Genomic DNA, 26,711 nt, shown 5'->3' on the forward strand with positions numbered 1-26,711 from the left:
GTCCGACAGACGCACCTGCGCGTCCGGGGCGAACCGCCGGGGCCCATCCCCGCCCCCGTCGCTCCGTAGGTCGCACTCCCCTTCCGGTACGGGGGCCGGCGCACGTCCTCGCGGCGCACGCCGAACGCCGGCGTACGTACGTCATCGCCGGCCCGCCCCTCGTCACGTGTCCGGGCCCGTCCGCGCCCGATCGGCGGTCGGGGCCCGTGAGCCTCCCGTTAGGCAGCCCTCCCATGAGCACGCCCCTGCCCTCCCACGCGGTCCAGCGCGCCGCGCACGACGGCCGGCCGCTGCGCCGCGCGAGCGACCGCGTCGCCGAGCACCAGCCGCTGCGTCGCGCGACCGACGCCGCCGTGATCCGACGCACCGTCAGCCTGGTCATCCCCGCCCACAACGAGGCCCGCAACGTGCCGTGGGTCTTCAACCAGATCCCGTCCTGCGTCGACGAGGTGATCCTCGTGGACGGCGGCTCCGACGACGCCACGGTGCGGATGGCCGCGCACTGCCTGCCGACCGTGCGCAGCATCCAGCAGGACGGCCCGGGCAAGGGCGCCGCGCTGCGCACCGGGTTCCGGGCGGCCACCGGCGAGTACGTGGTGATGATGGACGCGGACGGCAGCATGTGGCCCGGCGAGATACCGCACTACCTGCACTTCCTCGACAACGGCTACGACTTCGTCAAGGGCTCCCGGTTCATCGCGGGCGGCGGTTCGCTCGACCTGACACGCGTCAGGTCGCTGGGCAACCAGCTGCTGCTCACCGTCGTCAACCGCGTCTACCACGCCACCCTCACCGACCTGTGCTACGGCTTCTGTGCCTTCCGGCGCAGCTTCCTCGACGAACTCGACCCGCGTTCCGCCGGGTTCGAGATCGAGGCGGAGCTGATCGCGCACGCGCTGCGCTCCGGACTGCGGGTCGCGGAGGTGCCGAGCCTCGAACTTCCCCGCCGCAGTGGGCGTTCGCATCTCCACGCGGTCTCCGACGGCCGCCGGGTGCTGCGCACCCTGATCGCCGAACGCCCCGGCGCCCGGCGCTCCTCCCCCCTGGGGGCGGGGAAGCGATGACCGGCCCCGGCCGACGCGCTCCGGCGGCCTGCCCCGGCCTCGCCGCCCGCGACTCGCTCTACACCCCCGCCCACGTCGTGGACGTGGACCTGGAGGCGCCCGGTGAGCCCCGCTCGCCCGGCGGGGCCAGGACCGACGCGCCGGGCGGACGCGTGTTGGCGTTGGTGCGGCTGCACGGGCACCCGCTCGGACTGGTCAGCGTCGACGGTGACTTCACGGACACCGTGCGGCTCGGCCTCGCGCTGGCCGACGCCGCCCATCGCCACCTGGCCGCACCGCTCGCACCGCGGGTCGTGCGCCGGGCCGCACCGCCACGACTCCACGGGACGGCGGGCGCGCCCGCCGTCAGCGTGGTCGTCGCCACCCACGACCGGCCCTGGATGCTGCGGCGGTGCCTCGACTCGTTGCTGCGCTGCGACCACCCCTCGTACGAGGTGATCGTGGTCGACAACGCCCCCGCCGACGACGCCACCCGACAGCTGGTCGAAGACCGGTACCGGGACCGGGTGCGCTACCTGACCGAGCCGGTGCCGGGTCTCGGCCGGGCCCACAACCGCGGGCTCGCCGTGGCCCGCGGCCGCATCTGCGCCTTCACCGACGACGACACCCTGGCCGACCCCGGCTGGCTGTCCGCGCTCCAGGACGCCTTCGACGACCCGGCGCACCGAGAAGGCAATGGCGGCGGCCCCGGCTGCGTGACCGGGCTGATCCTGCCCGCCGAGCTGGAGACGCCCGCGCAGTCCGCGCTGGAACGGCACGGCGGCTTCGGCAAGGGCTTCACCCCGCGCGCCTGGTCGCTGCGGGACCCGCCGCCCGATCCGCTCTTCCCGTTCACCGCCGGGCGGTTCGGCTCCGGCGCCAACATGGCGTTCCGCACCGACGTCCTGCGTTCCCTCGGCGGCTTCGACCCGGCGACCGGCACCGGGACCCCCGCCCGCGGCGGCGACGACCTCCTGGCGTTCTTCCAGGTGATCCGTGCCGGGCACCGCGTCGTCTACCAGCCGGACGCCGTCATCTGGCACCGCCACCGCCGCACCGACGACGCTCTGGCCGCCCAGGCGTTCGGCTACGGCGCCGGGTTCGGCGCGTTCCTCGCCGCCGCGGTCCGGCACCGTCCCGGCACGCTGCCCGCTCTGCTGCGCCGCCTGCCGCGCGGCGTCGCCCACGCGGCGGCCAGGGCCCGGGCGCGCGCGGCCGCCGACGGTCCGTTGCCCGGACCGGCGGACGCCGCCGTGCTGACCCGCCTGGAACTACGGGGGCTGCTGTACGGGCCGTTCGGCTACCTGCGCAGCGTGCTCGCCGCCCGCCGCGCCGACCGTCTCCCCCGCTCCCCGGACCCGGTGGGTGCGTGATGCCGATGGCCTCGCGCACCGCTCCCCCGGCGCCGCCGCAGGGCGCCACGCCCGCGCGGTCCTACCCGGCCGTGCTGCGCGGGCGGGTGCGCGCCGCGCTGTCGTACGAGCCGCTGCTGCGCAACGGCCATGTCCTGACGCTCAGTTCGCTCATGACCGCGGGGCTCGGCGCGATCTTCTGGGTGCTGGCCACCCACTGGTACAGCGCGGCGACCGTGGGTCGCAGCTACGCCGTGATCGCCGCGGTGTCGCTGCTCGCGGGCGTCGGACAGCTCAATCTCGCCGACGTCCTGGTGCGTTTCGTTCCCACCGCCGGGCGCCACACCCGCCGGGTCGTGCTGCGCTGCTACGGGGCGTCCCTCGCGTGCACCGCGATGGTGGCCGCGTGCTTCCTCCTCGTGATCCCGGCCGTCACCCCGGGTCTGGACTTCCTGCGCGGGCCGGTCGCCGGTCCCTGCTTCGTGGCGGCGACCGCCGGGTACGCGCTGTTCATCGTGCAGGACGGCGCGTTGACCGGTCTGCGACGCACCCACTGGGTGCTGGGCGAGAACGCGTTGTTCGCCGTCGTCAAGACCGCGCTGCTGCCGCTGGCCGCCGGGCTGGTGTTCGCCTCCGGCATCCTGCTGTCGTGGACCGGGGCGCTGGCCGTCTCCCTGGTCGTGACCAACGTCTACCTGCTGCGCCACGCGGTGCCCGCGCACGAGCGCGCCGGCCCCGAACTCGGCGCGCCGCCCGCCCGCCTGCTGGGGTACGCGGCGGCCGACTACGTGGGGGCGTTCTTCCGGCTCGCCGCGTACAACGTGGTGCCGTTGCTGGTCCTGGACGAGCTGGGGGACGCGAAGAACGCCTACTTCTCGATCGCCTGGGTCATCGCGTACACCCTCTACCTGGCCGCGTACAACATGGGCAGTTCGCTCATCGTGGAGGCGGCACACGCGCCGGAGCGGCTGGCCGAGCAGGCCCACCGGGTGCTGCGGCACTGCGGCGGGCTGCTGGTGGTGGGCGTGGTGGCCCTCTGGTTCTGCGGGCCGTGGCTGCTGTCGTTCTTCGGCGCCGCGTACGCGCGGGAGGCGACCGGGCTGCTGCGGCTGCTGGCGCTGTCCGCGCTGCCCAACCTGCTGCTGAACGTGGCCATCGACGTGGCGCGGGCCCGGCGGCGGCTGGCGTGGGCGGTGGCGTTGCAGGCGGTGCTGTGCGTGCTGGTGCTGGGGCTGACCGCCTGGCTGCTGCCTGTGATGGGACTGAACGGGGTCGGCGTGGCCTGGCTGGTGACCGAGTGCCTCATCGGCCTCGCGCTGCTGCTGACACTGCCGCGCTGGCTGCCCGCATCCCACGAGGAGACGGTCGCCGGGCCGCGCGGCGACAGGCCCGGGCGGCCGGAGGCGACCGGGGAGGCACCGGGCACGCTCAGCCTGACCGTCGTCATCTGCGCGTACACGCCGGAGCGTTGGGACGACCTCGCCGACGCGGTCCGCTCGGTCCTGGAACAGCAGCACCCGGCCGACGAGATCCTCCTCGTGGTCGACCACTGCCCCGAGCTGGCCGAGCGGGCGGCGGCGGAACTGCGCGGCGTGCGGGTGCTGGTCAACACCGAACGCCAGGGTCTGTCCGGGGCCCGCAACACCGGTGTGGCCGCCGCCCGTTGCGACGTCGTCGCCTTCCTCGACGACGACGCGGCGGCCGAACCCGACTGGACGGCGCGGCTGCTGGCCGCGTACCGCGACCCGGCGGTACTGGGCGTGGGCGGCCTGGTGCGCGCGTGGTGGGAGACCGGGCGTCCGCCGTGGTTCCCGCCCGAGTTCGACTGGGTGGTCGGCTGCTCGTACCGGGGTCTGCCACGCACCCGCGGCGGCGTGCGCAACCTCATCGGCGCCAACATGTCCTTCCGCCGCGCCCACCTCCTCGCCGCGGGCGGCTTCCGCACCGACCTCGGGCGGGTCGGCACCCGGCCGCTGGGCTGCGAGGAGACCGAACTGTGCCTGCGCGTCGCCGCCCGCGACCCCGGCTCGACCCTGCTGTACGAACCGGCCGCCGCGGTACGCCACCACGTGCCCGCCGCCCGCACCACCCGCCGCTACTTCCGGGCCCGTTGCTACGCCGAGGGGCTGTCGAAGGCGGCCGTCGCGCGGCTCGCGGGCCCGCGCAGGGCGCTGTCCAGCGAACGCGCCTACCTGCGCTCGGCGTTGCCGCGCGCCGTCGTCCGCGCGCTGACCCCGGGCACCGACGCCGGGCCGCGCACCCTGGGCGCGCTGACCATGGGCGTCGGCGCCACCGCGCTCGGCTACGCGGTCGGCCGCGTCCGCCGCCCGCACGACGTCCCGTCCGGCGAACGGACCCGACCGCGCTCGCGGGCACGGCTGTTCGCGCGGATCGCGCTGCCGCTCGCCGTGCTGCTGTGGCTGGTCTCGCTGCGCCACGTCGACCTGGGCGCGATGCGCGACCTCGGCCTGGTGCAGGTGCTGCCGGTCAGCTACTGGGCCGGTCTCCTGGTGCTCGCCGCCGGGTTCTGCGCCGCGCTGCGGGATCGCCGCACCTCGGGCTGGACGTACGCGGCGTTCGTCCTGGCGCTCATCGCGTTCCTGCACGCCACCCCCGCGCTGCTCTATCCCGAACTGCGGTACGCCTGGGCCTGGAAGCACGTGGCGGTCACCGACGAACTGCTGCGCTACGGCGCCATCCCGCCGTCGTTCGGGCCGCTGGCGGTCTACGCCCAGTGGCCCGGGTTCTTCGCCCTCAACTACCTGGTGCTACGCGGCACCGGGCTCGCCTCACCGCTGTCGTACGCGTCCTGGTGGCCGGTGTTGACCAACGTCGCCCTGATCGCGCCGCTCCTGCTGCTCTACCGGTCCTTCAGCCGCAGCCGCAGGCTGGCGTGGGGCGGGGTGTTCGTCTTCTTCTGCTGCTCCTGGGTCGGCCAGGACTACTTCTCGCCGCAGGCGTTCGCATACGTGCTGTACGTGTGCGTGATCGCGCTGGTGGTGCGGCGGCTGCCGAGGCCCTGGGCTTCGCGGACCGCACCGGCGGTCGCCTACGCGGGCGACGCGGTGGCCGCGCGGCACGCCCGCTCCCGCACCGACCGCGAGGGCCGTGCCGTGGGCCGGGGGGCGCAACGGGCGCCGGGAGCAGGGTGGTTGCTCGCGCTGGCCCTGCCGATCGGCGCCATCGTCTGCTCGCACCCGCTGACGCCGGTCATGCTGATCGGCACCCTGCTGGCGCTGGCGATACCGCGCCGCAACCGCCGGGTCGTGCTGCCGGTGCTGCTGCTGACGACCGCGCTGACGCTCGTCTGGGACGCGACCGAGGCACGCTCCTACCTGTCGCAGAACTTCCACGCCATGCTGCTGGGCCTCACCCAGCCCGAGGCCAACGCCGGTTCCGGGCTGCTGGGGCTGACCGGGGTCTCCACCGGCCAGGTCGCGGTGGCCTGGGCGGACCGCGTGCTGTCCGGCGGTGTCCTGCTGCTCGCGGCGCTCGCGCTGCTGGTGCGTCCGGCACTGCGCCGCACCCCGCTGGCCCTGCTGGCGCTGGCGCCGCTGCCGTGGGTGGTCGCCAACAGCTACGGCGGCGAGATGATCTTCCGGGTCTACCTGTTCGCGCTGCCCGCGACCGCGTTCGCCACCGCGACGCTGCTGCTGCGTCCGGCACTGACCACCGCGGGCGCGGCCGGGTCCGTGCCGCGCGGCAGGCTGGGACGGCTGCGCGGGGCGGGCGTGCCGGTCCTGGTGGTCGCACTGCTGGCGGCACTGTCGCTGGCGTACTACGGCAAGGAGGACACCAACTACTTCACGCCCTCGGAGACCGCGGCGGCCCAGTGGCTGTACGCGCACGCGCCCCGCTTCTCGCTGATCGTCGCCGCGTCCGACAACTTCCCCTACGCGTACTCCGATTACGGCTACCACGACCGGCTGTGGCTGGACGAGGCGGCACCGGTCGACCAGCGGCTGCTGCTGCGCGACCCGGCCACGGAGCTGCGGGTGCTGAGCGGCGGCGGACCCGCCCGGCCGGTCTACCTGATCCTCACCCGGGCCCAGGAGGCGCAGGTCTCCTCGACCGGCGCGCTGCCCCCGGGCACCGTGCCGAGGATCGAGACCGCGCTCGCCGCCGACCCGGCGTCCTACCCGGTCCTCTACCGGGGGCCGGACGCGATCGTCTACCGCGTCCTGCCCGCGTCGGCGGGAGGTCCGTGATGCGTGTCGCCGCCCGTCTGCCGCTCGCCGTCGTCTGCTGGATCGGCCCGGCCGCGATGACCCTGCCCGCCGGATCCGGCCTGCGGATCGCCGCCGTGACGCTCGCCGTGCTGACGGTGCCCGGCGCGGCGGTGGTCCTGCGGATGGCGCCCGAGCGGGCCGCGGCGGGCCCCGACCCGGTCGGACGACGCACCCGCGGGCTCGTGCTGACCGTCGCGGTGAGCCTGGCCTACGCGGTGCTCGCGGGCCAAGTGCTGCTGCTCCTGGGCCGGTTCGCTCCGGAACGCGCCCTGATGGCGGCGGCCGCGCTCGGCACGGTGGTGGCCCTGTGGCCCCGGCGGCACGACACGGCCGCCCCCAGCGGACAGGAGGCGCGCAGCGGACAGGGGGCGCGGCCATGACCCCGGTGCCCGTCTTCCTCTACCACGCGGTGACCGACGATCCGCCCGACTGGATCGCCCCCTACGCGGTCACTCCCCGGGTCTTCACCGAGCAGTTGGACCGGATCGCCGACGCGGGGCTGACCGTCGTACCCCTGCGGCGGCTTGTGACCGCGCTGCGCGGCGGGACCCGACTGCCGCCGCGCTCGGCCGTGTTGACGTTCGACGACGGCTTCGCCGACTTCTACTGGACGGTCACCCCGCTGCTCACCGATCGCGGACTGCCCGCGACGGTGTACGTCACCACCGGCGCCGTGCACACCCCCGGCACCGGTCCCAACGGCAGCCTGCTGCCGCCCGCCGACATGCTCAACTGGCGCCAGATCGGCACGCTCGACACCTTCGGCTTCGAGATCGGCGATCACACCGTCACCCACCCCCAGCTCGACACCCTCTCGGCCCGGCAGGTGTGGCACGAGGTCTTCGACAGCAAACGCAGGCTGGAGGACGCGCTGAGCCATCCCGTGTACTCCTTCGCCTACCCGCACGGCTACTCCAGCGCCTCGGTGCGCCGCGCGGTCCGCGAGGCGGGCTACACCTCGGCGGCCGCGGTCGGCAACGCGATCAGCTCCGCGACCGACGATCCGATGCGCATCGCGCGGCTGATGGTGCGCTCCGACACCACGGCCGAGGCCTTCACCCGCTGGACCCGCTGCGCCGGCACCCCTGTCGCCCCTCTGCACGAGTCGCTGCGCACCCGGGGCTGGCGGATGTACCGCAGGGCACGGGCGGTGGCCGGACGACCGGTCGGCGGCCCGCCCGGCCCGAGCACGCTGGAGTGAACTTCCATCCTGGACAAGGTATTTGGCGTGCCGTCAGTCCAGCGTCTCTCAGTGCTGCCACACGTCCACCCAGCCCACCGACATCGCCGCCGAGTCGACTCCGGGCGGCGGTGGTGACGGGTAGCCGACCGCGAGGGTGAGCAGGACCTCCATCGGCACGTGGGGGATCTGCTGCGCCGAGGTCACCCGGAACCGGGGCGTGCCGTCCACGTACCAGGTCAGCGACGTGGGCTCCCAGTCGAGGGCGAAGACGTGGTAGCCGGCGGGGAAGTCCACCGGACCGTAGTGCCCGGCCGCGGACTGCTCGGTGCCGTCGTGTCCCTTCCAGTGCGTGGTCATCCGCACCGTGGTGGTGCTGCCGAGGCCCTCGGCCACGTCGAGTTCGGGCGGTGTGTGGCGGGAGGCGGGCATCAGCCAGAAGGCGGGGAGCATGCCGCCCTGGGACGGGATGCGCACGGCGGCGGCGAAGTAGCCGTAGGTGAAGGTGGAACGCGGCGTGGCGTTCCAGGAGTCACGGCCGGTGGAGACCATGCCGGAGGTCCACGGGTAGGTGTGGCCGTCGGTGCCCTTGGTGGTGCGTCGCTGCGCGGTGAGGGTGAGCTTTCCGCCGCCCACGGTGACCTGGCCCGGCAGGTACCACTGGAGTTCGTGGTTGGTGCTGTTGGTGCAGCCCCCGCGGTTCCAGTCGTAGCAGGTGGTCCACTTCGCCGGGTCGAGCCTGCTGCCGCCGAAGTCGTCGGCGAACACCTGGTGCCAGTGGCCCGGGGCGGCGGGGGCGGGCGGCGCCGGCGGAGTGGTCGCCGCCGGCGCGCCGCATCCGGCGGCGACCGCCAGCAGGCAGGCCGCCAGGGCGCGCAGCGCGGGCCGCGCGCGTCGCACGGTCACCGCCGTAGGCGGGTCGCGACCCCGGCGCCGATCCGCCGGGCGGCGAAGCCGGTACCGCACACGAAGCGCAGCACCGGCCCGAAGGTCGCCGCGGCCGCGAGGCCGGTGAAGTACAGCCCGGGAACCGACGACTCGAAGTCCCCCGTCAGCCGCGGCGCCCGTCCGATCCGCCGCACCGCCCGGCGCAGCGACTCGTCGAGCAGGGTCAGCCGGTCGACGTCGACGTGGTAGCCGGTGGCGGCCAGCACGTGGTCGACGTCCAGCACCTCCGTCGACCCGTCCGGGCCGCGCAGCCGCAGCCGCACCCCGTCCGGCGTGTCGTCCGCGGCGCGCACGGCACGCCCGAGCAGCACCGGCACCACGCCGTCCACCCGCTCCCGCAGCCACCAGGCCCCCGACGGGCCGAGCACCGTGCGCAGCAGGCGCGCCCTGGCCCGGTCCGGCAGATGGCGGTACGCGCCGGGGGCCCCGCTGACCGACCGCAGCGACCAGCCGGGGCCGAGCGGTGACGCGGGCTTGACCAGGCGTTCGGCCATCGGGCGGGCACGGGGGTCGCCGTCGGCGGGAGGGGTGCCGAACAGCAGGCGCGGTGCGCGGGCCACGACCGTGGGGTACGCGCCCGCCTCGCGCAGCAGCGCGGCGCTCTCCAGCGCCGACTGCCCGGCCCCGAGCACCGCGACCCGCTGCCCGGCGAACCCCGACAGGTCGGCGTGGTCCGCGGTGTGCGAGGCGCGCCCGGCGTCCCGCGGCCCGGCGAGGACTTCGGGCAGGTACGCGTAGGCCGTCTGGCCGGTCGCCAGCACCACGGCCCGGCTGGTGAACTCCTCGCCGTCGGCCGACGTCAGCCGGAACCCCCGCCCGTCGAGCGCGACCCCGGTGACCTCCACGCGTTCCACGTCGGGAACGCACTGTTCGGCGAACCATGTCCCGTAGCGCGTGAACTCCCCGCCCGGCACGGGATGCAGGTCGTCACCCGGCGGGCGGCCCTCGAAGGCGCGGAACGCGGCCAGTCCCCAGGCGGCGCGGGGCGCGGAGATGGACGAGGCGGAGGGGGTGGACTTCAGGTACATCCCGGCGGGCATGTGGGCGCGCCAGGTGTCCATCGGCTCGCCGAGGACCCGGGCCGGGATCCCGGCGCCGCGCAGATGGGCGGCGGCGGCCAGGCCGTAGGGTCCCGCGCCGATCACGGTCACGGGTGTCGTCGGGGCGCCGGCGCGCGCGGTCATCGCCATCAGTCGTCCTCCCCTGCTTCCGCTGGACAGGCCTTGCGGGGGGCAGGAAAATCCTCCCGCATTCCGGCGGGTGCCGCGACCTGCCGGGCCATCGCTGGCGGCGGGCCCGCGGGCCACGGAGAATCGTGCTGACGGGAGGCCGCCGCTCCGGATCGAGGCCGTCATGCACGACTCAGCGCCCAGGCTCGACCCGAGGGTTCCGGCGCTGCTGGTGAAGGTCGGCCGCTATCCGCAGCACCACGGTGCCGTGGGGGTCGCCCGCAGCCTGGGGCGGGCCGGCGTGCCGGTGTACGCGATGGTCGAGGACCGCTACACGCCCACCGCGTTGTCGCGTTACATCACCGGCCGCTTCGTCTGGCCGACCAGCGGGCTCGAACAGCCCCGTCAGTTGGTCGCCGCCCTGGTGATCATCGGCCGGGCGATCGGGGTGCGCAGCGTGGCCGTGGCCACCGACGACGAGGCGGCCGTCCTGCTGGCCGAGCACGCGCCCCGGTTGTCGGAGCACTTCCTGCTGCCGCCGGTGCCGCGCGGTCTGCCGCGCAGGCTGGCGGGGAAGGCGGCGCTGTACGAGTTGTGCGTACGGCACGGCGTCCCGGCGCCGCGCAGTTGGGCACCGGCCGACCACGCGGAACTGCTGGCGGTGGGCCGGGAGTGGGGCTATCCGCTGGTGCTGAAGAACCGCGACCCGTGGACCAGGCTGAGCGACCCGGCGGTGCCCGGCACCGTCCTGGTGCGCAGCGAGGCCGACCTGCTCGCCCGCTGTCCGCACGAGGTGCGCGCGCCGCTGCTGGTCCAGGAGTACCTGCCGGCTCGGAGTTGCGAGGACTGGATCACCCATCTGTACTGCGCGGCGGACGGCGCGACCCGGGTGGTCTTCACCGGCGTCAAGGAGCGTTCCTGGCCGCCGGGCGCCGGGGTCACCACGCGGGCCCGGGCCGTGGCCAACCCGGAGCTGGCGGCGCTGGCGATCCGGCTGTGCCGCCGCATCGGCTACAGCGGTGTCGCCGACCTCGACTGGCGGCTGGACCTGCGCGACGGCCGCTACAAGCTGCTGGACTTCAACCCGCGCACCGGGGCGCAGTTCCGGCTCTTCGAGTCCGAACGCGGGGTGGACGTGGTGCGCGCGCTCCACCTCGACCTGTCCGGCCGCCCGATCCCGGTGGGCCGGCAGGTGCAGCCGAGGTCGTACGCGGTGGGCCAGCTGGACCTGCCGTCCGCGCTGGCGTGGGCGGCCCGGGAACACCGACTGCCCGAGTCGTTCCTGCCCCGGCGGCACACCGAACGCGCCTGGCTGTGCCATGACGACCCGGTGCCGGCGCTGGCCGAGGCGGTGCGGTTCACCGGCACGGTGGCGAGCCGGCTCGCGGCCGAGTGGCGGCGGGCGCGGGCGTGACGGCGGATCCGGTGGGAGCGTGACAGCCAGGTGGGCGCCCGGGGCGGTACGGAGGGGTGCCGGGGGGATATATGACCACAGTGCGCGCTGTTCCCTCCCGTCTCGTCGGGCTCATCAAGCGGCGGAACGAACCGGTCGTCGTCCAGCTGATCCGTTCGACCGTCGCCGCCGTGATCAGCTACGTCGTCGCGCTGAATCTGGTGAGCTATCCCAGGCCGCTGACCGCGCCGCTGACCGCGTTGCTGGTCGTGCAGGTCACCCTGTACACGACGCTGACGACCGGCGTGCGCCGGGTGCTCGCGGTCATCGCGGGGGTGCTGATCGCGGTCGCGTTCAGTGAGCTGTTCGGGCTCAGCTGGTGGAGCCTGGGCCTGATCATCCTCACCTCGCTGCTGATCGGCCACGCCATCCGGGTGGACGAGTTCGTCGCGGAGGTGGCGATCAGCGGCATGCTCATCCTGGGCGTCACCGGCCCCGGCAACCAGGCGCTGGACCGGGTCGAGGAGACCCTGATCGGCGCGGTGGTGGGCGTCGCGCTCAACACGGTCTTCGCTCCCCCGGTGTTCGTGCAGACGGCCGGCCAGGCGGTGGAGGAACTCGCCGACTGGATGCGCCGGTTGCTGCTGCGCATCGGGTCCGAGCTGCGGCGCGGGGCCAGCGCGCAGGAGGCCGCGTCGTGGCTGCTGGAGGCGCGCACCCTGGACAACGAGATCGCCCGGTTCGACGAGTCGCTGCGCCGGGCGGAGGAGTCGACCCGTTTCAACCCGCGGGTGCGGCAGGGCGCGATGGCCCGGCTGATCCTGCGCAGCGGGCTGGACACCCTGGAGGTGTGCGCGGTGGTGCTGCGCACCCTGTGCCGTTCGCTGCGCGACCTGGCGCAGAACGTGGAGCAGCACGAGTCGCTGTACGCGGGCGAGATCGCCGACGCGCTCGACGAACTGCTGATCCACGTGGCCACCGCGGTGGACAGCTTCGGCAGGCTCATCACCGCGCAGGTCACCGAAGGCGCGGAACGTGCCGAGGAGGAGCTCGCGGAGGCGCTGCACCGCGGGCGGGAGGACCGCCACCGCATCTCCGAACTGCTGCGGGAGCGCAGCGAGCGGGAGTGGGAGAGCTGGGAGCTGCACGGCGCGCTGCTGGCCAACATCGACCGGCTGCTGAACGAACTCGACGTGGAGCGCCGGGCGCGCTGGCTGGCCTCGCAGATCGGCGCCGACGAGCCGGTGCCCGGTTCGCTGGTCACCCGGCTGCGCAGCGGCGCCCGCTCGGCGTCCCGGCGGCTGCGCCCCGGTCGGTGAGGCGCCCACCGCAGGGGGTGTTCACGGCAGGGCGGCAGGGTCGCCCAGCGCGTCGAGCAGGTCGCCGTGCCGTTCGACACGGTCGAGGACCTGGTCGGGGGTGAGGAGGAGCCGCCCCGGATCGCGGCAGGCCGCCACCTCGTCCCAGGTGACCGGCGCGGCGACGGCCGGGCGGTCCTTGAGCCGCAGGGTGTAGGGGGCGGCGGTGGTCTTGGCGGTGGCGTTCTGCGACCAGTCGATGAAGACCCGGCCGGGCCGTGCCGCCTTCGCCATCACGGCGGTCACCCGGCCCGGGTCCTCGGCGGCCAGGCGTTCCGCGAGCTTCTTGGCGTAGCCGCTCACGGCACGCTGCGGGGCGGGCTCGACGCACGCGTACAGGTGCAGGCCCTTGGAGCCGGAGACGACCGGGCAGGCGGTCAGCCCGTCGGCGGTCAGCTCCTCGCGCAGCCGCAGCGCCACCCGGCAGCAGTCGGTGAGGTCCGCGCCGGCCCCGGGGTCGAGGTCGAAGACCACGCGGTCGTGGGCGTCCGGGCCCGCGTCGGCGGTCCACTGCGGCACGTGGATCTCGTACGCGCCGAGATTGGCGACGGCCACCAGCGACGCGGTGGAGTCGACCACGACGTACGGCGCCGGTCCCTCGCTGCCGGTCACCTCGACGGTGCGCACCCAGTCCGGCAGCCCGGCGGGCGGGGTCTTGGCGTACCAGCGCTGCCCGCCCGGCCCCTCCGGAGCACGGACGAAGGAGGCGGGGCGCCCAGCGGTGTGCGGCACCATCACGGGGGCGATCCGCGCGTAGTACTGGAGCGCGGCGGCCTTGGTCTCCCCGGTCCGCGGGAACAGCACGCGGCCGAGGTGGGTGAGGACCAGACGGTGTCCCTCGACGTCGACGGCCTGGCGGTCGGTCGGCTCTGACATGGGTGGGAACCCCGTTCGGGTGCGGGAGGCGTCCCTTCGGATGCTAGGCGCCTCGGTGGCCCGCGGCCCGCCGGTGGGCGAGGGGCATCGGCATCGGGCGGAGCACCCTCTTTCGGCCGTGTGTCGGTGCTTGATCCGCGCCGGGCAGGGGCACACAAGGGATAAGGAAGACCGAGGCCCGGTCCCTGCCGCCCCGGCGGAAGGGCCGCGGGCCCTTGGGCGGCGGAAGCGGGTGAGAGCCATGGCTCTGTCGGAGAAGGAAGACCGGCTGCTGCGCGCGATCGAGGCGACGCTGGTGGCAGACGATCCGGACTGGGCCCGGCAGTTCGCCGACTCCCGTCCGCTCCGGCCCCGTGGCGCCGTGGCCCGTGGCGGCCTGCTACGCGGGCGGGTCCGCCCGCGGCACCTGGTCTGGGCGCTGCTGCTCACCGGCTGGGTGGCGATGCTGCTGCTCGGTCTGATGCTGGGCTCCACCGGGCTGACGCTGGCGGCGGTCGGCATCCTGCTGTGGGGCCCGCTGGTCTGCGTGGTCGCCGGGTCCTACCGCTCGTCGCCGTAGCGCCGTCAGGCGGAGGGCAGCCTGCCGCGCAGGGCGTCCACGTAGTCGTCGTAGCTGGCGGCGACGTCGTCGAGGTCGACCAGCTGCGGGAGTTCGTCCGCCGACTTCTTGTCCCGCAGGAAGTCCATCGTGGCCTCGATGACCCGGCGCTCGTCCCCGGCCCCGGCGTGCAGGTCCGCCATGACCCGTTCGGTGGCCTGGAAACGCGACTCGACGATCTCGGCGGGGTGGTGGACCCGCACCAGGTACTCGTGGCCGCCCAGCGGTTCGATATCGCACTGATCCGACATGGGCCCTGCCTACCCGGACGTCCGGATTCCATGCCCTTGGCGCGGTCGGGACCACGACGTACGGACAGGCCCCCGCGGGCGTACGGACAGACCCCCGCGTCGAGCGCCCGTACGAGTGGCTCGGCGGAACGGCAGGCCTTAGGACGGTCCGACCGGGTAGGTAGACCGGAAAGGCCGGAAGAGGAGGGCGCCCGCCCTCGGGAAGAGAGCGCGCAGCGATGTTCGAGGCCGGAGACATCCGCGAGTGGCGCGGACACGACGTGGTCGACGACAGCGGCAAGAAGATCGGCACTCTGGAATCGGTCTACGTGGACACCACGACCGACCTGCCGTCCTTCGCCACCGTCACCGTCGGCATGCTCAAGGGAAAACGGCTCGCCTTCGTCCCGCTGGCCGGGGCGACGGTCGGGCCCGGGTACCTGAAGGTGCAGTTCGACAAGAGCCTGGTCAAGGACGCCCCGGCGATCGACACCGACGGCGAACTGCCCGCGGAGGACGAGGAAGCCGTCTTCAAGCACTACCAACTGCCGTTCCAGCCGGGCAGTGCCGGCGAACGCAGGCTGGCCCGGCGCTGAGCCGCTCGGCCGGACAGGCCCCTAGGAGGAACCCGGGATGGCACTCTTCCTGCTCATCATCCTGGTCGCCATCGCGCTCGGCATCGTCGGCGCGGTCGTCCACGGACTGCTGTACCTGCTGATCATCGGCGTGATCGTGTTCCTGCTCAACCTGGTCTTCTTCGGCCTGCGCATAGGCCGCAGAACGCACCGCAAACCGAACCGCTGAGCGTCGGGCCCACCGGGCCACCGCCGGAGGGCGCCGTCAGCCGCCCTCCGGCTCACCCGCGAGCGCTTCCAGGACCGGGAGCGCGGCGCGGAGCGCGTCGCACTGTTGCGGGGTGAGTCCGGCGACGCGGTCGGCCAGCAGCTGGGAGCGCTCGCGCCGGATGTCGGCGATCATCGCGACGCCGCTGGGGGTGATCTCGATCAGCCAGGACCGTCCGTCCTGAGGGTCGGGCGCCTTGCCTACCAGCCCGGCGGCGGTCAGCGGCGCCAGCGTCCGGGTCATCGAGGGCGCGGCGACCCCCTCCCTGACGGCCAGCTCCCCCAGCCGCAGCGGACCGAACTGCTCGATCCTGGCCAGCGCCGACACCTGCGCGAAGGTGAGGTCCTGTCCTGCGGAGGCGCGGACCATCTGCCGGTTGAGCCGGGCGATGGCGAGCCGCAGGCGGGAGATCACCGCCGGATCCACCGCGCCGGCCGTCGTCGGGGCACTCCGGTCGGTCATGGTTGTGCCGGCCCTCCTCACGTACGACCGCCGACGGACGTTCACGGCGGCGTGCTGCACCTCCACCGTATCCGGCGCCGCGAGCCGTCAGTTCCCCGGCGGCACACGCCCTCGATCAGGTGGGGCTTGACCCCCGGGCGGGTGGTGGCCGGCCCGGCGGGCGTCCCGGCCGCAATACGGTGCTCGCCCGTACCCCGCCCGAAGGACGTCTGCCGTGACCAGCGCTCATCTGCCCCGTTCCGCCCGGCTGCCGGGGGCGGCCGTCGCCTTCGCCGCGCTCGCCCTGGGTGCCCTCGGCCCGTCCGCCCCGGCGCGGGCGCTGGTCCCGGCCGCCGCGGGCTGCGCGGCGCCCCGGCTGGATGTGGACGCCAACTCCGGGTGGGCCCAGGTCGTGGCCGCCGCTGCGGTGGTCCGCCAGGACCCCACGGCCGACTCCGAGTCCCTGGGCGCGTTGCGCCGCTGCGCCGTGGTGCCGCTGCGCTACCGCACCGAGGGCGGTGGCGGCCGTCAGTGGTACCGGCTGGACGACCGCGCCGGATGGGTGAGCGACCAGGCCGTACACGTACTGCGCCCGGCACCGCACATCTGAGGCGGTGCCGGGCGCGACGCGCGGGCGTCAGTGGTTGGCGCAGGTGTTCCCGAAGGCCGGGTTCAGCAGCGCGAGCACGTCGACGCTGTTGCCGCAGACGTTGATCGGAACGTCGATCGGGACCTGGATCACGTTGCCGGACAGGACGCCGGGCGAACCCACCGCGGCGCCGCCCGCCCACGAGTCGGCCGAGGCGACACCGGCGGTGCCGACCAGGGCGAGCGCGGCCGCACCGGCGACGACGAGTGCCTTACGGATCATGACGGTCTCCTTGGGGGAGAGAAACGGATTCGTGTCGACCGCATCCTGATCCGTTCTACGCGCCCTCCGGTGGCCCGCCACGCGGTGCAAGGCCAAGACCACCCGCGAAGACCACCCGCTCAGAGCACCCGCCCCCGCACGAACGGCCCCGCCGCGTGGCCGGGCGGGTGTCGGTGCCGACGCCGATACTGGTGGAGTGGGCAGAGTGGGCAGCGTGGACGGCGTCGAGAGCGGTGGGCCGCACGGGCGGGTGAACGAGTCTGTCCGGGGTCGTCCGGCGCCTGCCCTGCGCCCGTACGTCGCCTGGTACAGCGGCTACCGCCAGCGCGGTCTGGCGCCCGCCCGGCACCGCGGGCTGCCCTCGCCGTACCTGACGCTGATCTTCACGCTGGACGAGCCGCTCACCGTGGCCGCCCACCCCGACGCCCGGCAGCCCGCGCAGGCCTATGACGCCCTGGTCGGCGGGCTGCACACCACGCCCGCGCTGATCACGCACGCGGGAGCCCAGTCCGGCGTCCAGCTGGCACTGGGTCCGCTCGGGGCGCGGGCGTTGCTGGGGCTGCCCGCCGGTGAGCTGAGCGGCCTCGACCTCCCGGCGGACGCGGTGCTGGGCCGGTTCGCCGACGAGGTGTGCGACCGGCTGCGGTCGGCAGGCGACTGGCGGGGGCGGTTCGCCGCGCTGGACGCGGCGCTGCTGGCCCGGTTGCGGCCCGACCGCGCGGCCTCGGAGCCGGTGGCGCGGGCGTGGCGGGCGCTGCTGCGCGGGGGCGGCGCCGTTCCGGTGGACGCGCTGGCGGCTGAGGCGGGCTGGAGCGGCCGCCATCTGGCCGACCGCTTCCGCGAGGAGATCGGGCTGACCCCGAAGGCCGCGGCCCGGGTGGTCCGCTTCGACCGGGCGCGGCGGCTGCTGGCGGCCGGAGCGACGGCGTATCCGGGGACGGACGGCCTTCCCGGAGGCGAGGCGGGGGCGGCGGGGACCGGCTCGGTACGCGGTCGCGGCGACGGGCTGGGGCTCGCCGCGCTGGCCGTCGGTTGCGGGTACTTCGACCAGGCGCACCTGGCCCGCGAGTTCCGCGCCCTCGCGGGGTGCCCGCCGAGCCGGTGGCTGGCGGAGGAGTTCCGAAACGTCCAAGTCACCGAGGTGCTGGGGGCGCAAGGCTGGGAGGAACAAGGGCCGGACGAGTGGTCCGCCGCCCCCGATCACGACCCCGAGGAGGTCTGGTCCCCATGACCGACACCGCACACACCGCGCAGGAAGGCGGCACCACCGGGACCTCGCCGGGCGCCGCGCCCCCGCCGCAGGTCTGGCCGGCGCTGCGGGCCGCCGACGCCCCGGCGCTGATCCGCTTCCTGGTCGACGCGTTCGGCTTCGAGGAGAACGTCGTCTACGAGGACGGCGGCCTGGTCGTGCACGCCGAGCTGAGCTGGCCGCCTGGTGGCGGCGTCATGCTGGGTTCCAGCCGCGGATCCGACGCGGACGAGGAGTGCGGCCTGCGGCCCGGCGCCTTCAGCGCGTACGTCGTCACCGACGCGCCCGACGAGCTGTGCGCCAGGGCCCGGGCGGCGGGCGCCGAGATCGTCGCCGAACCGCACACGACCGACTACGGCTCCCGCGACTTCGCCGCCCGCGACCCGGAGGGCAACCGCTGGTCCTTCGGCACCTACCCCGGGGCGCCGCGCAAGGCCTGAGCACGGGCGCGGTGGCCGGGTTCGCCGCGCCTACGTCACCGGGCCCGCGTCGCGAAGGGCTGAATCGCACGCCGAATCCGGCCGCCGCCGCGCCGCCGTGAGACCGTGGCGGGAGGGTGCCCCACGGCCAGGAAGGATGGGCGGGCGATGACACGTACCGCGCGCGAGGTACTGGACACCGCGGCCGCGAACACGGCCCCGGACGAGGACGCCAACCGCCTCGTCCCCCGCGTCGTCGACGGCAGCGCGCCCGTCGAGGCGCTGGCCGCGTTCGCGATGGAGCAGCGGCATGTCATCGACAGCGACCGCCGCGCCTTCCTTCGGCTGGCCGAGCGTTCGGCGGACCGTCCCGCGACCGCGCGGTTCTTCGCCTCGCTGGCGAACGGCGAGACGCTGGCCGCCGAACGGCTGACCGCGCTGATCGACGCCCTCGGCCTGGACGACGAGACCGTCCGCGGCCACCGGCCGCACCCGGGCTGCCAGGCCTATCCGGCGTACGTGGCCTGGCTGGCGCTGAACGCGGAGCCGGTGGACGCGGTGGTTTCGCTCGGCGCGAACTTCGCCGCGTGGGGCGGCTACTGCGCGGCGGTCGGGCGGGCGCTGCGGACGTCGTACGGCTTCTCCGACGCCGCCTGCGGCTTCTTCGACTTCTTCGCCGAACCGGCTCCCGCACTCGAGGCGCAGGCGCTGGAAGCCGTTCAGGAGGGGCTGGACGGCGGGCGGCTGGACACCGGCGAGGCCGACCGCTACGGGCGGCTGCTTCAGGCGTACGAGCTGATGTTCTGGAACACGCTGGCGGGCCTGCCCGGCTGACGGGCCGACGGCTCGCGGCGCTTCAGGGCGGGCCGGGCCGGAGCTACGGCGCGCCCGCCGCGATGGCGGCGACCACGATGGCGTGCAGCGTCTCGATCCCCTCGGCCGGTACGGGGAAGGGGCTGCCCGCGAGGGGGTGCCACTCGTCGGCCCCGGCACGCCGCGCGCTGACCTCGGCCCGCCCGTCGCGCAGGGCGGCGGTGACCACGGTCAGGTCCCCGGTGATCGTCCTGCCGTCCCGCGTCATGGCCCCGGCCGGGCCCGTGGTCACCTCGTCGACCAGCCGGACGGCCTTGCGGGCGCCACTCGTGCGGCGCCGGGAGGCATCGGTCATGCCCCCGTGGTACCCAACGACCGGCCCGCGCACCGGCATTGTCACCGGTACGTGGGCGAGTCCCGGAAGACGTCCCGTTCCACCCGCGCGTTCCGACTGGCGGACGCCGGCGGCGAAAGGTGGCCGGTACAGCTAGCCTGCCGGGGCATGGACCCCATTGCTGCCCGGCCCCCGCTCCCCCGCGTCACCGACGGCTCGCCCGGCCCCGTGGCCGCCCTGGACGGCGTGAGCGTGCGCCGGTTCACGACCGGACAGGTGATCCTCGACGACGTCAGCTGGTCGGTGCGGCCCGGCGAGCACTGGGCGCTGCTCGGCGCGAACGGCGCGGGCAAGACGACCGTGCTGCGGCTGATCGGCGCGGTCGTCCACCCGACGTCCGGCACGGTCGAGGTGCTCGGCCACCGGCTCGGCCGGGTGGACGTGCGCGAACTGCGGGCCCGTATCGGCCTGGTCTCCAGCTCGCAGAAGGTCTCGCTGGACGCCACCGCGCACACCGTGGTGCTCACCGGCGCGACCGGCACCGTCCAGCCGCTGTGGGGCAAGTACGACGCGGCGGTGCGGGAGCGGGCGTCGCTGCTGCTGGCGGAGCTGGAGTGCAAGGACCTGGCCGACCGCCCCTTCGGGGTGTGCTCCGGCGGCCAGCGGGCCCGCGTGCTGATCGCGCGGGCGCTGATGTCCGACCCCGCGCTGCTGCTGCTGGACGAGCCCTTCAACGCGCTGGACCTGCCGTCGCGCGAGGACCTGATCGACACGATGCACCGGCTGGCGGCGGGCCGCCCGGAACTGGCGACGATCACGGTGACCCACCACTTGGAGGAGCTGTCCCCGGCCATCGGGCACGCGCTGCTGCTCAAGGAGGGCCGGGTGCGGGCCCAGGGGCCGGTGGCCGAGGTGCTGACCGGGGCCCGGATGAGCGACTGCTTCGGGCGGCCTGTCGAGGTCGCCCGGCTGGACGGCCGCTGGCTGGCCCGCTCGGGGCGGACCCTGCCCGCGTGACGACCGCACCGCGATCGGCCGGGTGGCTCACCACCCCCCGGTGAGCCTGCGCGTCACCACGGCGGCCCCGGCACCCATCAGGATCGTGTAGTGGTTGGTGTCCGGGACCAGTTCGGTGCGCAGCCCCGGCGCCCTGTCGCGCCACGCGGCGACCAGTTGCTCGGGGAGCATCCCGGGCGCCTGGCCGAACATCCCCAGCGGCGCGTACGTCAACAGGGCGTCCACGGTGAGCCGTTGGAGGTCCTCGCCCAGCGACGCCGCCGACGCGAGCAGGTCACGGCCGTCGGCCCGGACCGCCTCCGGCCGCACCCGGGACCTCAACCACCCTTCGGGGCCGGTCAGATCGGCGCGGACGTACCGCTCGACGTCCTCGTTCCAGTGCGGCCCGAGCGCCGGGTGGGCCCGGAAGAACTCCACGTACGCCTCCGGGCTCGCGTACGTCATCCCGAGCCGCGCGATCGCCGGGCCGAGGGAGGCGTCGAGCAGCGCGTCGAGGTCGGCGCCCGCCGGGACCGGCAGCGGCAGCCCGCCGTCCACGAGCAGGACGCGGTCGAAGAGTTCGGGGTGGGCGGCGGCGGCACGCACGGCCGCGTAGGCGCCCATCGAGTGCCCGGTCAGCGTGACGGGGGCGCCGCCGCCCAGGTGGCGGGCCGCCGCGCACAAGTCCTCGGCGTGCCGTGCCAGCCCGTACGGCCCGGGCGTCCCCGCGCTGCCGCCGCGGCCGCGCAGGTCGACGGCGACCAGGGTCCAGTCGTCGGGCAGCAGGCGGGCCACGGCGAGGAAGGCGAGGGCCGAGCCGGTGATGCCGTGCGCCGCGAGCGCGATCCGCGGTCCGGCACCGAACCGCAGGGCGTGCAGACGGCCGCCTCCGACCGGGATCGACGCTTCCTCGGGCTGCTCCACCAGGGCCATGGCTCTCCTCCCGAAAGACACCGGGCACCCGGACACCGGGCACTGCCGGCACCCGGACTTCCGGGCGCCGCCGACGGCCGAACCGCGCTCGGCTCGTTCTAGATTGAACCACCATGGAATACCGTCACCTCGGCCGCAGCGGCCTGATCATCAGCGAGATCGCCTACGGAAACTGGCTCACCCACGGCTCCCAGGTGGAGGAGGAGGCCGCGACCGCCTGTGTGCGCGCCGCGCTCGACGCCGGGATCACCACCTTCGACACCGCCGACGTCTACGCCGGCACCCGCGCCGAATCCGTCCTCGGCCGTGCCCTGAAGGGGGAGCGCCGCGAAGGGCTGGAGATCCTCACCAAGGTCTTCTGGCCGACCAGTCCCGGGCACAACGACCGCGGCCTGTCGCGCAAACACATCATGGAGTCGATCGACAACTCGCTGCGCCGCCTCCAGACCGATCACGTCGACCTCTACCAGGCGCACCGCTTCGACGTGTCCACCCCGCTGGAAGAGACGATGGAGGCCTTCGCCGACGTCGTGCGGGCCGGCAAGGCGCACTACATCGGGGTCTCGGAGTGGACCGCCGACCAGATCCGGCGGGGGCACGCCCTCGCCCGCGAGTTGCGGGTGCCGCTGGTCTCCAGCCAGCCGCAGTACTCCATGCTGTACCGCGTCATCGAGTCCGAAGTGATCCCCGCGTGCGAGGAGTTGGGCATCGGGCAGATCGTCTGGTCGCCGATCGCCCAGGGTGCGCTCACCGGCAAGTACCTGCCGGGAAAGCAGCCGCCCGCCGGATCGCGCGCCACCGACGACAAGGGCGGCGCCGACATGATCGGCCACTTCCTGCGCGACGAGGTGCTCGAACGCGTGGCGCGGCTGCGCCCGCTGGCCGACGAGGCGGGCCTGTCGCTCGCGCAACTGGCCGTCGCCTGGGTGCTGAGGCAGCCGGGCGTCTCCGCCGCGATCGTCGGCGCCTCCCGGCCCGAGCAGGTCACGGAGAACGCGAAGGCGGCAGGGGTGCGGCTGGACGCGGAACTGCTGGCGCGGATCGACGAGATCATCGCACCGGTCGCGGTCACCGATCCGCTCAAGACCCACGAGATGACTCCGGCGCGCCGCCCCTGAGCGGACCTGCGGAAACCGGGCGGCCGGACGCGTGGGCGACCGGCCGCCCGCCCGGGGGAAAGAGTCGCGCGGGGCCCGGGGAGCAGGCTTAAGCTGTACGCGGCCCTTGAGGGCCTGTGTGCCGGATTGCCCGCCCGCGGCCGGGAGTGTGCTGACGTGACCGGAATGCCGAAGGAGTGCGTGCCGGGGGCTCCCTGCTGGGTGAGCCTGATGGCCCGCGATCTCGACGCGGCCACGGGCTTCTACGGCCCGCTGTTCGGCTGGCACTTCGAGCCCGGGCCGGAGCGCTGGGGCCCGTACCTGCGGGTGCACTCCGGCGACTGGGAGGTCGCGGGCATCGGCGCGGTGGCGGCCCGCTGGGAGCTGCCGGTCTCGTGGACCACGTACTTCGGCACCGACAACGCCGACCGCACCGCCGACGCGATCCGCGAGCGGGGCGGGACGGTGGCGGTGGGACCTCTGGAGTTCGACGCCGGGCGGCTGGCGCTGGCGGCCGATCCGGCGGGCGCCTCGTTCGGCGTCTGGGAGGGCGCGCAGGGACGGCCGCAGCGTGCCCAGCGGGTCGGCTCCCCGGTCTGGATCCAGCTGCGCACCCGGGACGCCTTCGCCTCCGCGCTCTTCTACGGCGGCGTGTTCGCGTGGGACGACGCCGATCCGCAACGGTACGAAGTGGTCTGGGAGCACGACCGGGTCGTGCTGCGGGTCGACGGGCACAGCGTCGCCGCGTTGTCCGGCGGCGGCACGGAGGCGGCCGCCGACCCGCGGGTGCGGCCGCGGTGGCACGTGTACTTCTCGGTCGAGGACGTGGACGCCACGGTGGAACTCGCCGCCAAACTCGGCGGCGAGGTCACCGGTGCGCCGGAGAACTCCGCCTACGGCCGGGTCGCGGGGCTGCGCGACCCGGAAGGCGGGCTGTTCTCCCTGATCAGCAGGCACTACTGAGGCGCGACCTGTCGCGGGCGGCGGAGCCCCGGCGGCGGCCTCATACGGGGAAGTAGCTGGTGAAGTCGCTCTTGCCGACCGCGAAGACCCCGCTGAACGGCTGGTTGAGCTGCTGGATGAGCAGGATCAGGAAGACCATGAACCCGCCGAGCACCATCGCCATCACCAGATGGCTGCCGCTGCGTTGCACCCCGAAGACGAACATGAACGCGAGCGTGAGGATGCCGCCGACGAACATGCCCGCCCACAGCACGTCCGACAGGCTGCTGCGCGCGTCGCTCGCGCGGCCCCTGCGGGCCTGGTCCAGCGTGGACAGCTGGGAGATGGCCTCCTGCCCGGCGTTCTGCTGGGCGGACGTGGCGTTGGCGGCGGGCGCCGTCTCGTAGGTGTCGCGCAGCTTGTCGAGCATCTGCCACCCGGCCGGGCCGAGCGACTCGTGCTTGGCCATCCGCGGCCACTCGACGGCGGTCACCTGATGGGCGTACGCGTCGACGGTGGTGCGGATCTCCTGCTGCCCGGCGGGCGGCAGGGCGTCGCTGAGCAGGTAGACCTGGTGCAGCGCGCCGGCCTCGGTGGAGATGTCGGACTCGGCGTTGGAGTGGGTGTCCCACACCGAGACCAGGGCCAGGCCGAGGACGAGCGCGTAGATCACGCCGATCATCATCGAGATGTACTCGGCGACGTCGTCGCTGGGCTCCTCGTCGGCCTTGAGCGGGAAGAAGCGGTGCTTGAGGATCACGCAGACGGCGGCCACCAGGGCGCCGCCCGCGACGATCGCCACGGTGCTGAGCAGATGGGACAAGGGTTCTCCTCGGAAGGTCACCGGCGGTCGTCGTGGCGGCCACCGGCGGTGTGGAAGGTCACCGGGAACGCGACATCGCGCGGGCACCCGCGGCGACGGCGGCGACGGCGGCCGGAAGCAGGACGAGGAACAACGCGGCGGGCGTGCCCATCCCGCCCCGCGCCGGGCTCTGCGTCTGCGGCGTCATCCGCAGGTACGCCGTGGGCACGGTCGGCTTGGGCGTCGGCGTGGGCGTCGGCGGCGCGGCGGGCTTCGGCACCGGGAGGGCCACCAGGCGCGGTGCGGGCGTCGGCGCCGGGCTCGGCGGCGGCGTGCGCGGTGCGGGCCTGGGCGGCGCGACCGGTCGTGGCCGGGGCGTGGGACGCGGCGCGGGCCGAACGGGCGGCGCGGGCCTGCGGCAGTCGCGGTCGGCAAGACCGGTCAGCCGTCGCAGCTCCGCGGCGTCGCCCCGGGTGCGTACGACGGCCTCGGCGCCGCCCACGTCGACGGCGAGCAACGGCGCGCACGCCACTCGGCGCACGGCGATCTCGCAGCCCAGCGGCCCGCCGTGGACAGCGACGGCGAACCCGATGCCGTGCGGGCAGCGCACCGCGGCGCGGACGGCGGCCAGTCCCGGCAGGCGCGACCCGGCGTCCCCGCGCGGCGTACCGCCGAACGGGAACCCGCCCCGAGGCGCGGGAAGACCACGCCGGGACGCGGACCCGCGCACCCCGTTCCCCCGCGCTGCCGTCCGCGGTGCGCTGGCGCGCCGGGGCATGGCGGGCATCCGCGTCGGCAGCCCGCTCATCCGGGGCATCCGCAACGTCGGCACGGGCACCGGTGAGCCGCCGCCCGGCCAGGCGAGCGCCGCGCCGGCGGTCCCGGCCGCCAGCACGATCACGCAGCCCAGCAGCAGCGCCGGAGCCCCCCGGATCAGCAGCCGCGCCACCCGACTGCGGCGCCCGGGGGCCGCCGGGGCGCGCCGACGGCGTTCGTTCCACGACCGCGCGGGACCACCCGGTCGTCGTATGGCATGACTCGGCCAGCGCACAGCGGCACCGCCCCCTCCTGCGTGCTCCCCGCGGACCCGCCGTGTCCCCACGGCGTTCCGCTCCCCCGGGGCACGGCGTCCGCACCTGCGCGGTCCGGCCCCCTGCGCCGCAGCCTGTCCCAGGACGCGCCCGCGCACGCCGACACGCCGGTGGAGTTCATGCGATAGGCGGACGGATGCGACCGGGAGGTTTGCGGGGTGCGCGGGCCCGCACGAGGGGGCGGCTAGCGCGGGTCGTCGGCGCCGGGCCAGGGCGACTGCCCGGCCAGTTCCGCCCACTCCACGTCGTGTTGTCCCGGCACGGTCCGCCCGGCCAGGACCCAGCCTTGGGCCAAGGCTTCGTAGATGGGCGCGTCAGGGATGCGCGGAATCGATTCTTCCCGCTTCCCCAGCGGTCTCCAGTACATCGTCATGGTGGTCATGCACCATCAACGCCGCGGTCCGTAGGGGGTCACAGGAGGCCCCGCGCGTTCACCCGGTCCGGGGTCGCGACTGACGCCTGTTCGACCCGCCCGTACCGCCTGGCGACTCTCGTCGCGCCTATTACAAGACAGTGACATAGGAGGCGGCAACGATTTTCCTGTGTGCGCCGTCTAACCACCTGAGACCGCGCCAATCAGCCCGGATGAGCAGATACCGGCGCGAACCATGAAGTTCTCAGCGAAAAGGACTCGACATGATCGTCACCAAGCGGAACTCGCTGCGTCTGGCCGCCGTCGGTGCGATGGGCGCCGTCACCCTCGCCCTGGCCGGCACCACGGCGATGGCCGCGACTCCCGCCGCGCACCAGGCGGCCGTCACCGCCGCCCGCGCGTCGCTCACCGCCAAGCCGTCGGTCACCAGCGTGAACGCCTGGCAGCAGTTCCGGGTGACCGGCACCGCGACCGGCCTGAAGGCGGGCAGCAAGGTGACCCTCCAGCAGGTCCAGCACGGCAAGTGGGTCACCCTGCCGGCCAGCACCACCGTCACCCGCTCCGGCGCCTACTCGCTCCGCGTCGAGCTGGGCCTGAAGGGCAAGAACCAGCTGCGCATGGTCAGCGGAAGCACCGCCTCCGCGGTCTTCAACGTCACCGTGCGCTGACGCCCGGGCTCCGGCCCACTCCACTCGGATGCCCCGGCGACCGCCCGCCGGGGCATCCGCGCGTCCGGCTCCGGCATCCCGCGCACCTGGCGCGCGGGCCCGCGTGAACGTCCGCCCGTACGCATACGTACGACATGCGCGGGGCGACGCCGCGTGCCAGCCTGGTGGCGCCCGTAGCGTCGAGTTCTCAGGAGGTGCGGACATGGCTGCCGCGGACGACCTCAAGCGCGACGAGTTCAAGCGCAAGGCCAAGGAGATGGCGGAGAAGGCCCGGGCGGCGGCCCAGCGCGAGAAGGCGCGGGGCGGCGGTGCGACCGGGGAGCGGACCGAGAACGGCGGTGCGGCGCGGCGCGACGACGCCCGGGAGAGCGGATCGGGGCGGCGGTAGCCCCGCCGGGGCCGCGCGGGACCGTCACCGGGACGGCGGGTCGGCCCGCCACCCGTCCTCGACGGCGGACGTCAG

30 protein-coding genes are annotated in these 26,711 nt (G+C 74.6%); 19 read left to right on the top strand and 11 right to left on the bottom strand.

The genetic code is table 11. The features are described from left to right. The first annotated feature begins 233 nt into the window (after positions 1–233). From K7472_RS26110 to K7472_RS26130, 5 genes are read left to right on the top strand one after another with little or no spacing between them, the layout of a single operon-like run. Positions 234–1,064, top strand: coding sequence for a glycosyltransferase family 2 protein (locus K7472_RS26110; RefSeq protein ID WP_222981016.1), 831 nt, complete (start codon positions 234–236; stop codon positions 1,062–1,064). Continuing rightward, a complete protein-coding gene (locus K7472_RS26115) occupies positions 1,061–2,416 on the top strand; it encodes a glycosyltransferase family 2 protein (protein ID WP_222981017.1) in 1,356 nt (451 codons plus the stop codon). Before K7472_RS26110 ends, K7472_RS26115 begins: the two co-directional genes overlap by 4 nt. A 5-nt stretch (positions 2,417–2,421) precedes the next feature. Continuing rightward, positions 2,422–6,603: a glycosyltransferase gene (locus tag K7472_RS32970; RefSeq protein ID WP_252396263.1), complete on the top strand. Its 4,182-nt coding sequence runs from the start codon at positions 2,422–2,424 to the stop codon at positions 6,601–6,603. After that, positions 6,603–7,004, top strand: a complete 402-nt coding sequence (locus K7472_RS26125) for a hypothetical protein (RefSeq protein WP_222981018.1) — start codon at positions 6,603–6,605, stop codon at positions 7,002–7,004. The genes K7472_RS32970 and K7472_RS26125 overlap by 1 nt, the downstream gene beginning before the upstream one ends. Then, entirely contained in the window at positions 7,001–7,825 is an 825-nt protein-coding gene (locus tag K7472_RS26130) for a polysaccharide deacetylase family protein (protein WP_222981019.1), read from the top strand. Before K7472_RS26125 ends, K7472_RS26130 begins: the two co-directional genes overlap by 4 nt. A gap of 48 nt (positions 7,826–7,873) precedes the next feature. Here the strand turns inward: K7472_RS26130 and K7472_RS26135 are convergent, their stop codons facing one another. Together K7472_RS26135 and K7472_RS26140 are read right to left on the bottom strand one after the other, a co-directional pair. Continuing rightward, a complete protein-coding gene (locus K7472_RS26135) occupies positions 7,874–8,710 on the bottom strand; it encodes a glycoside hydrolase family 16 protein (protein ID WP_222981020.1) in 837 nt (278 codons plus the stop codon). Continuing rightward, positions 8,707–9,942, bottom strand: a complete 1,236-nt coding sequence (locus K7472_RS26140; RefSeq protein ID WP_252396264.1) for an FAD-dependent oxidoreductase — start codon at positions 9,940–9,942, stop codon at positions 8,707–8,709. Before K7472_RS26140 ends, K7472_RS26135 begins: the two co-directional genes overlap by 4 nt. 163 nt (positions 9,943–10,105) lie before the next feature. Here K7472_RS26140 and K7472_RS26145 point away from each other — a divergent pair, with 163 nt between their 5' ends. Together K7472_RS26145 and K7472_RS26150 are read left to right on the top strand one after the other, a co-directional pair. Further along, complete coding sequence (locus K7472_RS26145) at positions 10,106–11,335, top strand: carboxylate--amine ligase (protein ID WP_222981021.1); 1,230 nt, start codon at positions 10,106–10,108, stop codon at positions 11,333–11,335. A 71-nt stretch (positions 11,336–11,406) separates the two neighbouring features. After that, positions 11,407–12,633 carry an FUSC family protein gene (locus tag K7472_RS26150; protein ID WP_222981022.1) on the top strand — a complete coding sequence of 409 codons (1,227 nt, stop codon included), beginning with the start codon at positions 11,407–11,409 and terminating at the stop codon, positions 12,631–12,633. A 21-nt stretch (positions 12,634–12,654) separates the two neighbouring features. Here the strand turns inward: K7472_RS26150 and ligD are convergent, their stop codons facing one another. After that, a complete protein-coding gene (gene ligD, locus K7472_RS26155; RefSeq protein WP_222981023.1) occupies positions 12,655–13,548 on the bottom strand; it encodes a non-homologous end-joining DNA ligase in 894 nt (297 codons plus the stop codon). 241 nt (positions 13,549–13,789) lie between these two features. Between ligD and K7472_RS26160 the strand changes: the two genes are divergently transcribed. Further along, positions 13,790–14,107 carry a DUF3040 domain-containing protein gene (locus K7472_RS26160; protein WP_222981024.1) on the top strand — a complete coding sequence of 106 codons (318 nt, stop codon included), beginning with the start codon at positions 13,790–13,792 and terminating at the stop codon, positions 14,105–14,107. 5 nt (positions 14,108–14,112) lie between these two features. Here K7472_RS26160 and K7472_RS26165 read toward each other — a convergent pair whose 3' ends face one another. Continuing rightward, positions 14,113–14,397, bottom strand: coding sequence for a hypothetical protein (locus K7472_RS26165; RefSeq protein ID WP_222981025.1), 285 nt, complete (start codon positions 14,395–14,397; stop codon positions 14,113–14,115). 218 nt (positions 14,398–14,615) lie between these two features. On the opposite strand from K7472_RS26165, the gene K7472_RS26170 reads away from it, so the two are divergent. Then, positions 14,616–14,972 carry a PRC-barrel domain-containing protein gene (locus K7472_RS26170; RefSeq protein ID WP_222981026.1) on the top strand — a complete coding sequence of 119 codons (357 nt, stop codon included), beginning with the start codon at positions 14,616–14,618 and terminating at the stop codon, positions 14,970–14,972. Between the two features lie 37 nt (positions 14,973–15,009). Beyond that, complete coding sequence (locus K7472_RS26175; RefSeq protein WP_222981027.1) at positions 15,010–15,180, top strand: hypothetical protein; 171 nt, start codon at positions 15,010–15,012, stop codon at positions 15,178–15,180. Between the two features lie 36 nt (positions 15,181–15,216). Here the strand turns inward: K7472_RS26175 and K7472_RS26180 are convergent, their stop codons facing one another. Beyond that, on the bottom strand, positions 15,217–15,681 hold the full coding sequence (locus K7472_RS26180; RefSeq protein WP_222981028.1) for a MarR family winged helix-turn-helix transcriptional regulator: 465 nt from the start codon (positions 15,679–15,681) through the stop codon (positions 15,217–15,219). Between the two features lie 214 nt (positions 15,682–15,895). Between K7472_RS26180 and K7472_RS26185 the strand changes: the two genes are divergently transcribed. Continuing rightward, positions 15,896–16,270, top strand: coding sequence for a hypothetical protein (locus K7472_RS26185; RefSeq protein ID WP_222981029.1), 375 nt, complete (start codon positions 15,896–15,898; stop codon positions 16,268–16,270). 27 nt (positions 16,271–16,297) lie between these two features. Here K7472_RS26185 and K7472_RS26190 read toward each other — a convergent pair whose 3' ends face one another. Continuing rightward, on the bottom strand, positions 16,298–16,531 hold the full coding sequence (locus K7472_RS26190; RefSeq protein ID WP_222981030.1) for a chaplin: 234 nt from the start codon (positions 16,529–16,531) through the stop codon (positions 16,298–16,300). 214 nt (positions 16,532–16,745) lie between these two features. Here K7472_RS26190 and K7472_RS26195 point away from each other — a divergent pair, with 214 nt between their 5' ends. The 3 genes from K7472_RS26195 (at position 16,746) to K7472_RS26205 (ending at position 19,033) form a co-directional block, all read left to right on the top strand. Beyond that, positions 16,746–17,762, top strand: coding sequence for an AraC family transcriptional regulator (locus tag K7472_RS26195; protein ID WP_308014095.1), 1,017 nt, complete (start codon positions 16,746–16,748; stop codon positions 17,760–17,762). Beyond that, a complete protein-coding gene (locus tag K7472_RS26200) occupies positions 17,759–18,220 on the top strand; it encodes a VOC family protein (protein WP_222981031.1) in 462 nt (153 codons plus the stop codon). Before K7472_RS26195 ends, K7472_RS26200 begins: the two co-directional genes overlap by 4 nt. A 147-nt stretch (positions 18,221–18,367) precedes the next feature. After that, the gene (locus K7472_RS26205) at positions 18,368–19,033 is read left to right on the top strand and encodes a thiaminase II/PqqC family protein (RefSeq protein ID WP_222981032.1); all 666 of its coding nucleotides are present in this window, start codon (positions 18,368–18,370) and stop codon (positions 19,031–19,033) included. A gap of 43 nt (positions 19,034–19,076) precedes the next feature. On the opposite strand, the gene K7472_RS26210 is transcribed toward K7472_RS26205, so the two are convergent. Next, positions 19,077–19,367 (bottom strand): hypothetical protein, encoded by a 291-nt coding sequence (locus K7472_RS26210; protein ID WP_222981033.1) that lies wholly within the window; start codon positions 19,365–19,367, stop codon positions 19,077–19,079. Positions 19,368–19,514: 147 nt separating this feature from the next. On the opposite strand from K7472_RS26210, the gene K7472_RS26215 reads away from it, so the two are divergent. Beyond that, a complete protein-coding gene (locus K7472_RS26215) occupies positions 19,515–20,363 on the top strand; it encodes an ABC transporter ATP-binding protein (protein ID WP_222981034.1) in 849 nt (282 codons plus the stop codon). A gap of 27 nt (positions 20,364–20,390) precedes the next feature. Here the strand turns inward: K7472_RS26215 and K7472_RS26220 are convergent, their stop codons facing one another. Further along, positions 20,391–21,275, bottom strand: a complete 885-nt coding sequence (locus tag K7472_RS26220) for an alpha/beta fold hydrolase (RefSeq protein WP_222981035.1) — start codon at positions 21,273–21,275, stop codon at positions 20,391–20,393. 113 nt (positions 21,276–21,388) lie between these two features. Between K7472_RS26220 and K7472_RS26225 the strand changes: the two genes are divergently transcribed. Beyond that, positions 21,389–22,393 (top strand): aldo/keto reductase family protein, encoded by a 1,005-nt coding sequence (locus tag K7472_RS26225; protein ID WP_222981036.1) that lies wholly within the window; start codon positions 21,389–21,391, stop codon positions 22,391–22,393. 165 nt (positions 22,394–22,558) lie between these two features. Then, positions 22,559–23,335, top strand: coding sequence for a VOC family protein (locus K7472_RS26230; protein WP_252396274.1), 777 nt, complete (start codon positions 22,559–22,561; stop codon positions 23,333–23,335). Between the two features lie 40 nt (positions 23,336–23,375). Here K7472_RS26230 and K7472_RS26235 read toward each other — a convergent pair whose 3' ends face one another. The 3 genes from K7472_RS26235 to K7472_RS26245 form a co-directional block, all read right to left on the bottom strand. Continuing rightward, positions 23,376–24,137, bottom strand: coding sequence for a bestrophin-like domain (locus K7472_RS26235; protein WP_222981037.1), 762 nt, complete (start codon positions 24,135–24,137; stop codon positions 23,376–23,378). A gap of 58 nt (positions 24,138–24,195) precedes the next feature. Continuing rightward, complete coding sequence (locus K7472_RS26240) at positions 24,196–25,065, bottom strand: hypothetical protein (protein WP_222981038.1); 870 nt, start codon at positions 25,063–25,065, stop codon at positions 24,196–24,198. A 326-nt stretch (positions 25,066–25,391) separates the two neighbouring features. Next, complete coding sequence (locus K7472_RS26245) at positions 25,392–25,589, bottom strand: hypothetical protein (RefSeq protein WP_252396265.1); 198 nt, start codon at positions 25,587–25,589, stop codon at positions 25,392–25,394. Positions 25,590–25,843: 254 nt separating this feature from the next. On the opposite strand from K7472_RS26245, the gene K7472_RS26250 reads away from it, so the two are divergent. Further along, on the top strand, positions 25,844–26,248 hold the full coding sequence (locus K7472_RS26250) for a hypothetical protein (protein ID WP_222981039.1): 405 nt from the start codon (positions 25,844–25,846) through the stop codon (positions 26,246–26,248). A 202-nt stretch (positions 26,249–26,450) separates the two neighbouring features. After that, positions 26,451–26,636, top strand: coding sequence for a hypothetical protein (locus tag K7472_RS26255; protein WP_222981040.1), 186 nt, complete (start codon positions 26,451–26,453; stop codon positions 26,634–26,636). The last annotated feature ends 75 nt before the right edge of the window (positions 26,637–26,711 follow it).

It is taken from the genome of Streptantibioticus parmotrematis, assembly GCF_019890615.1.
Classification (GTDB): Bacteria; Actinomycetota; Actinomycetes; order Streptomycetales; family Streptomycetaceae; genus Streptantibioticus_D; species Streptantibioticus_D parmotrematis.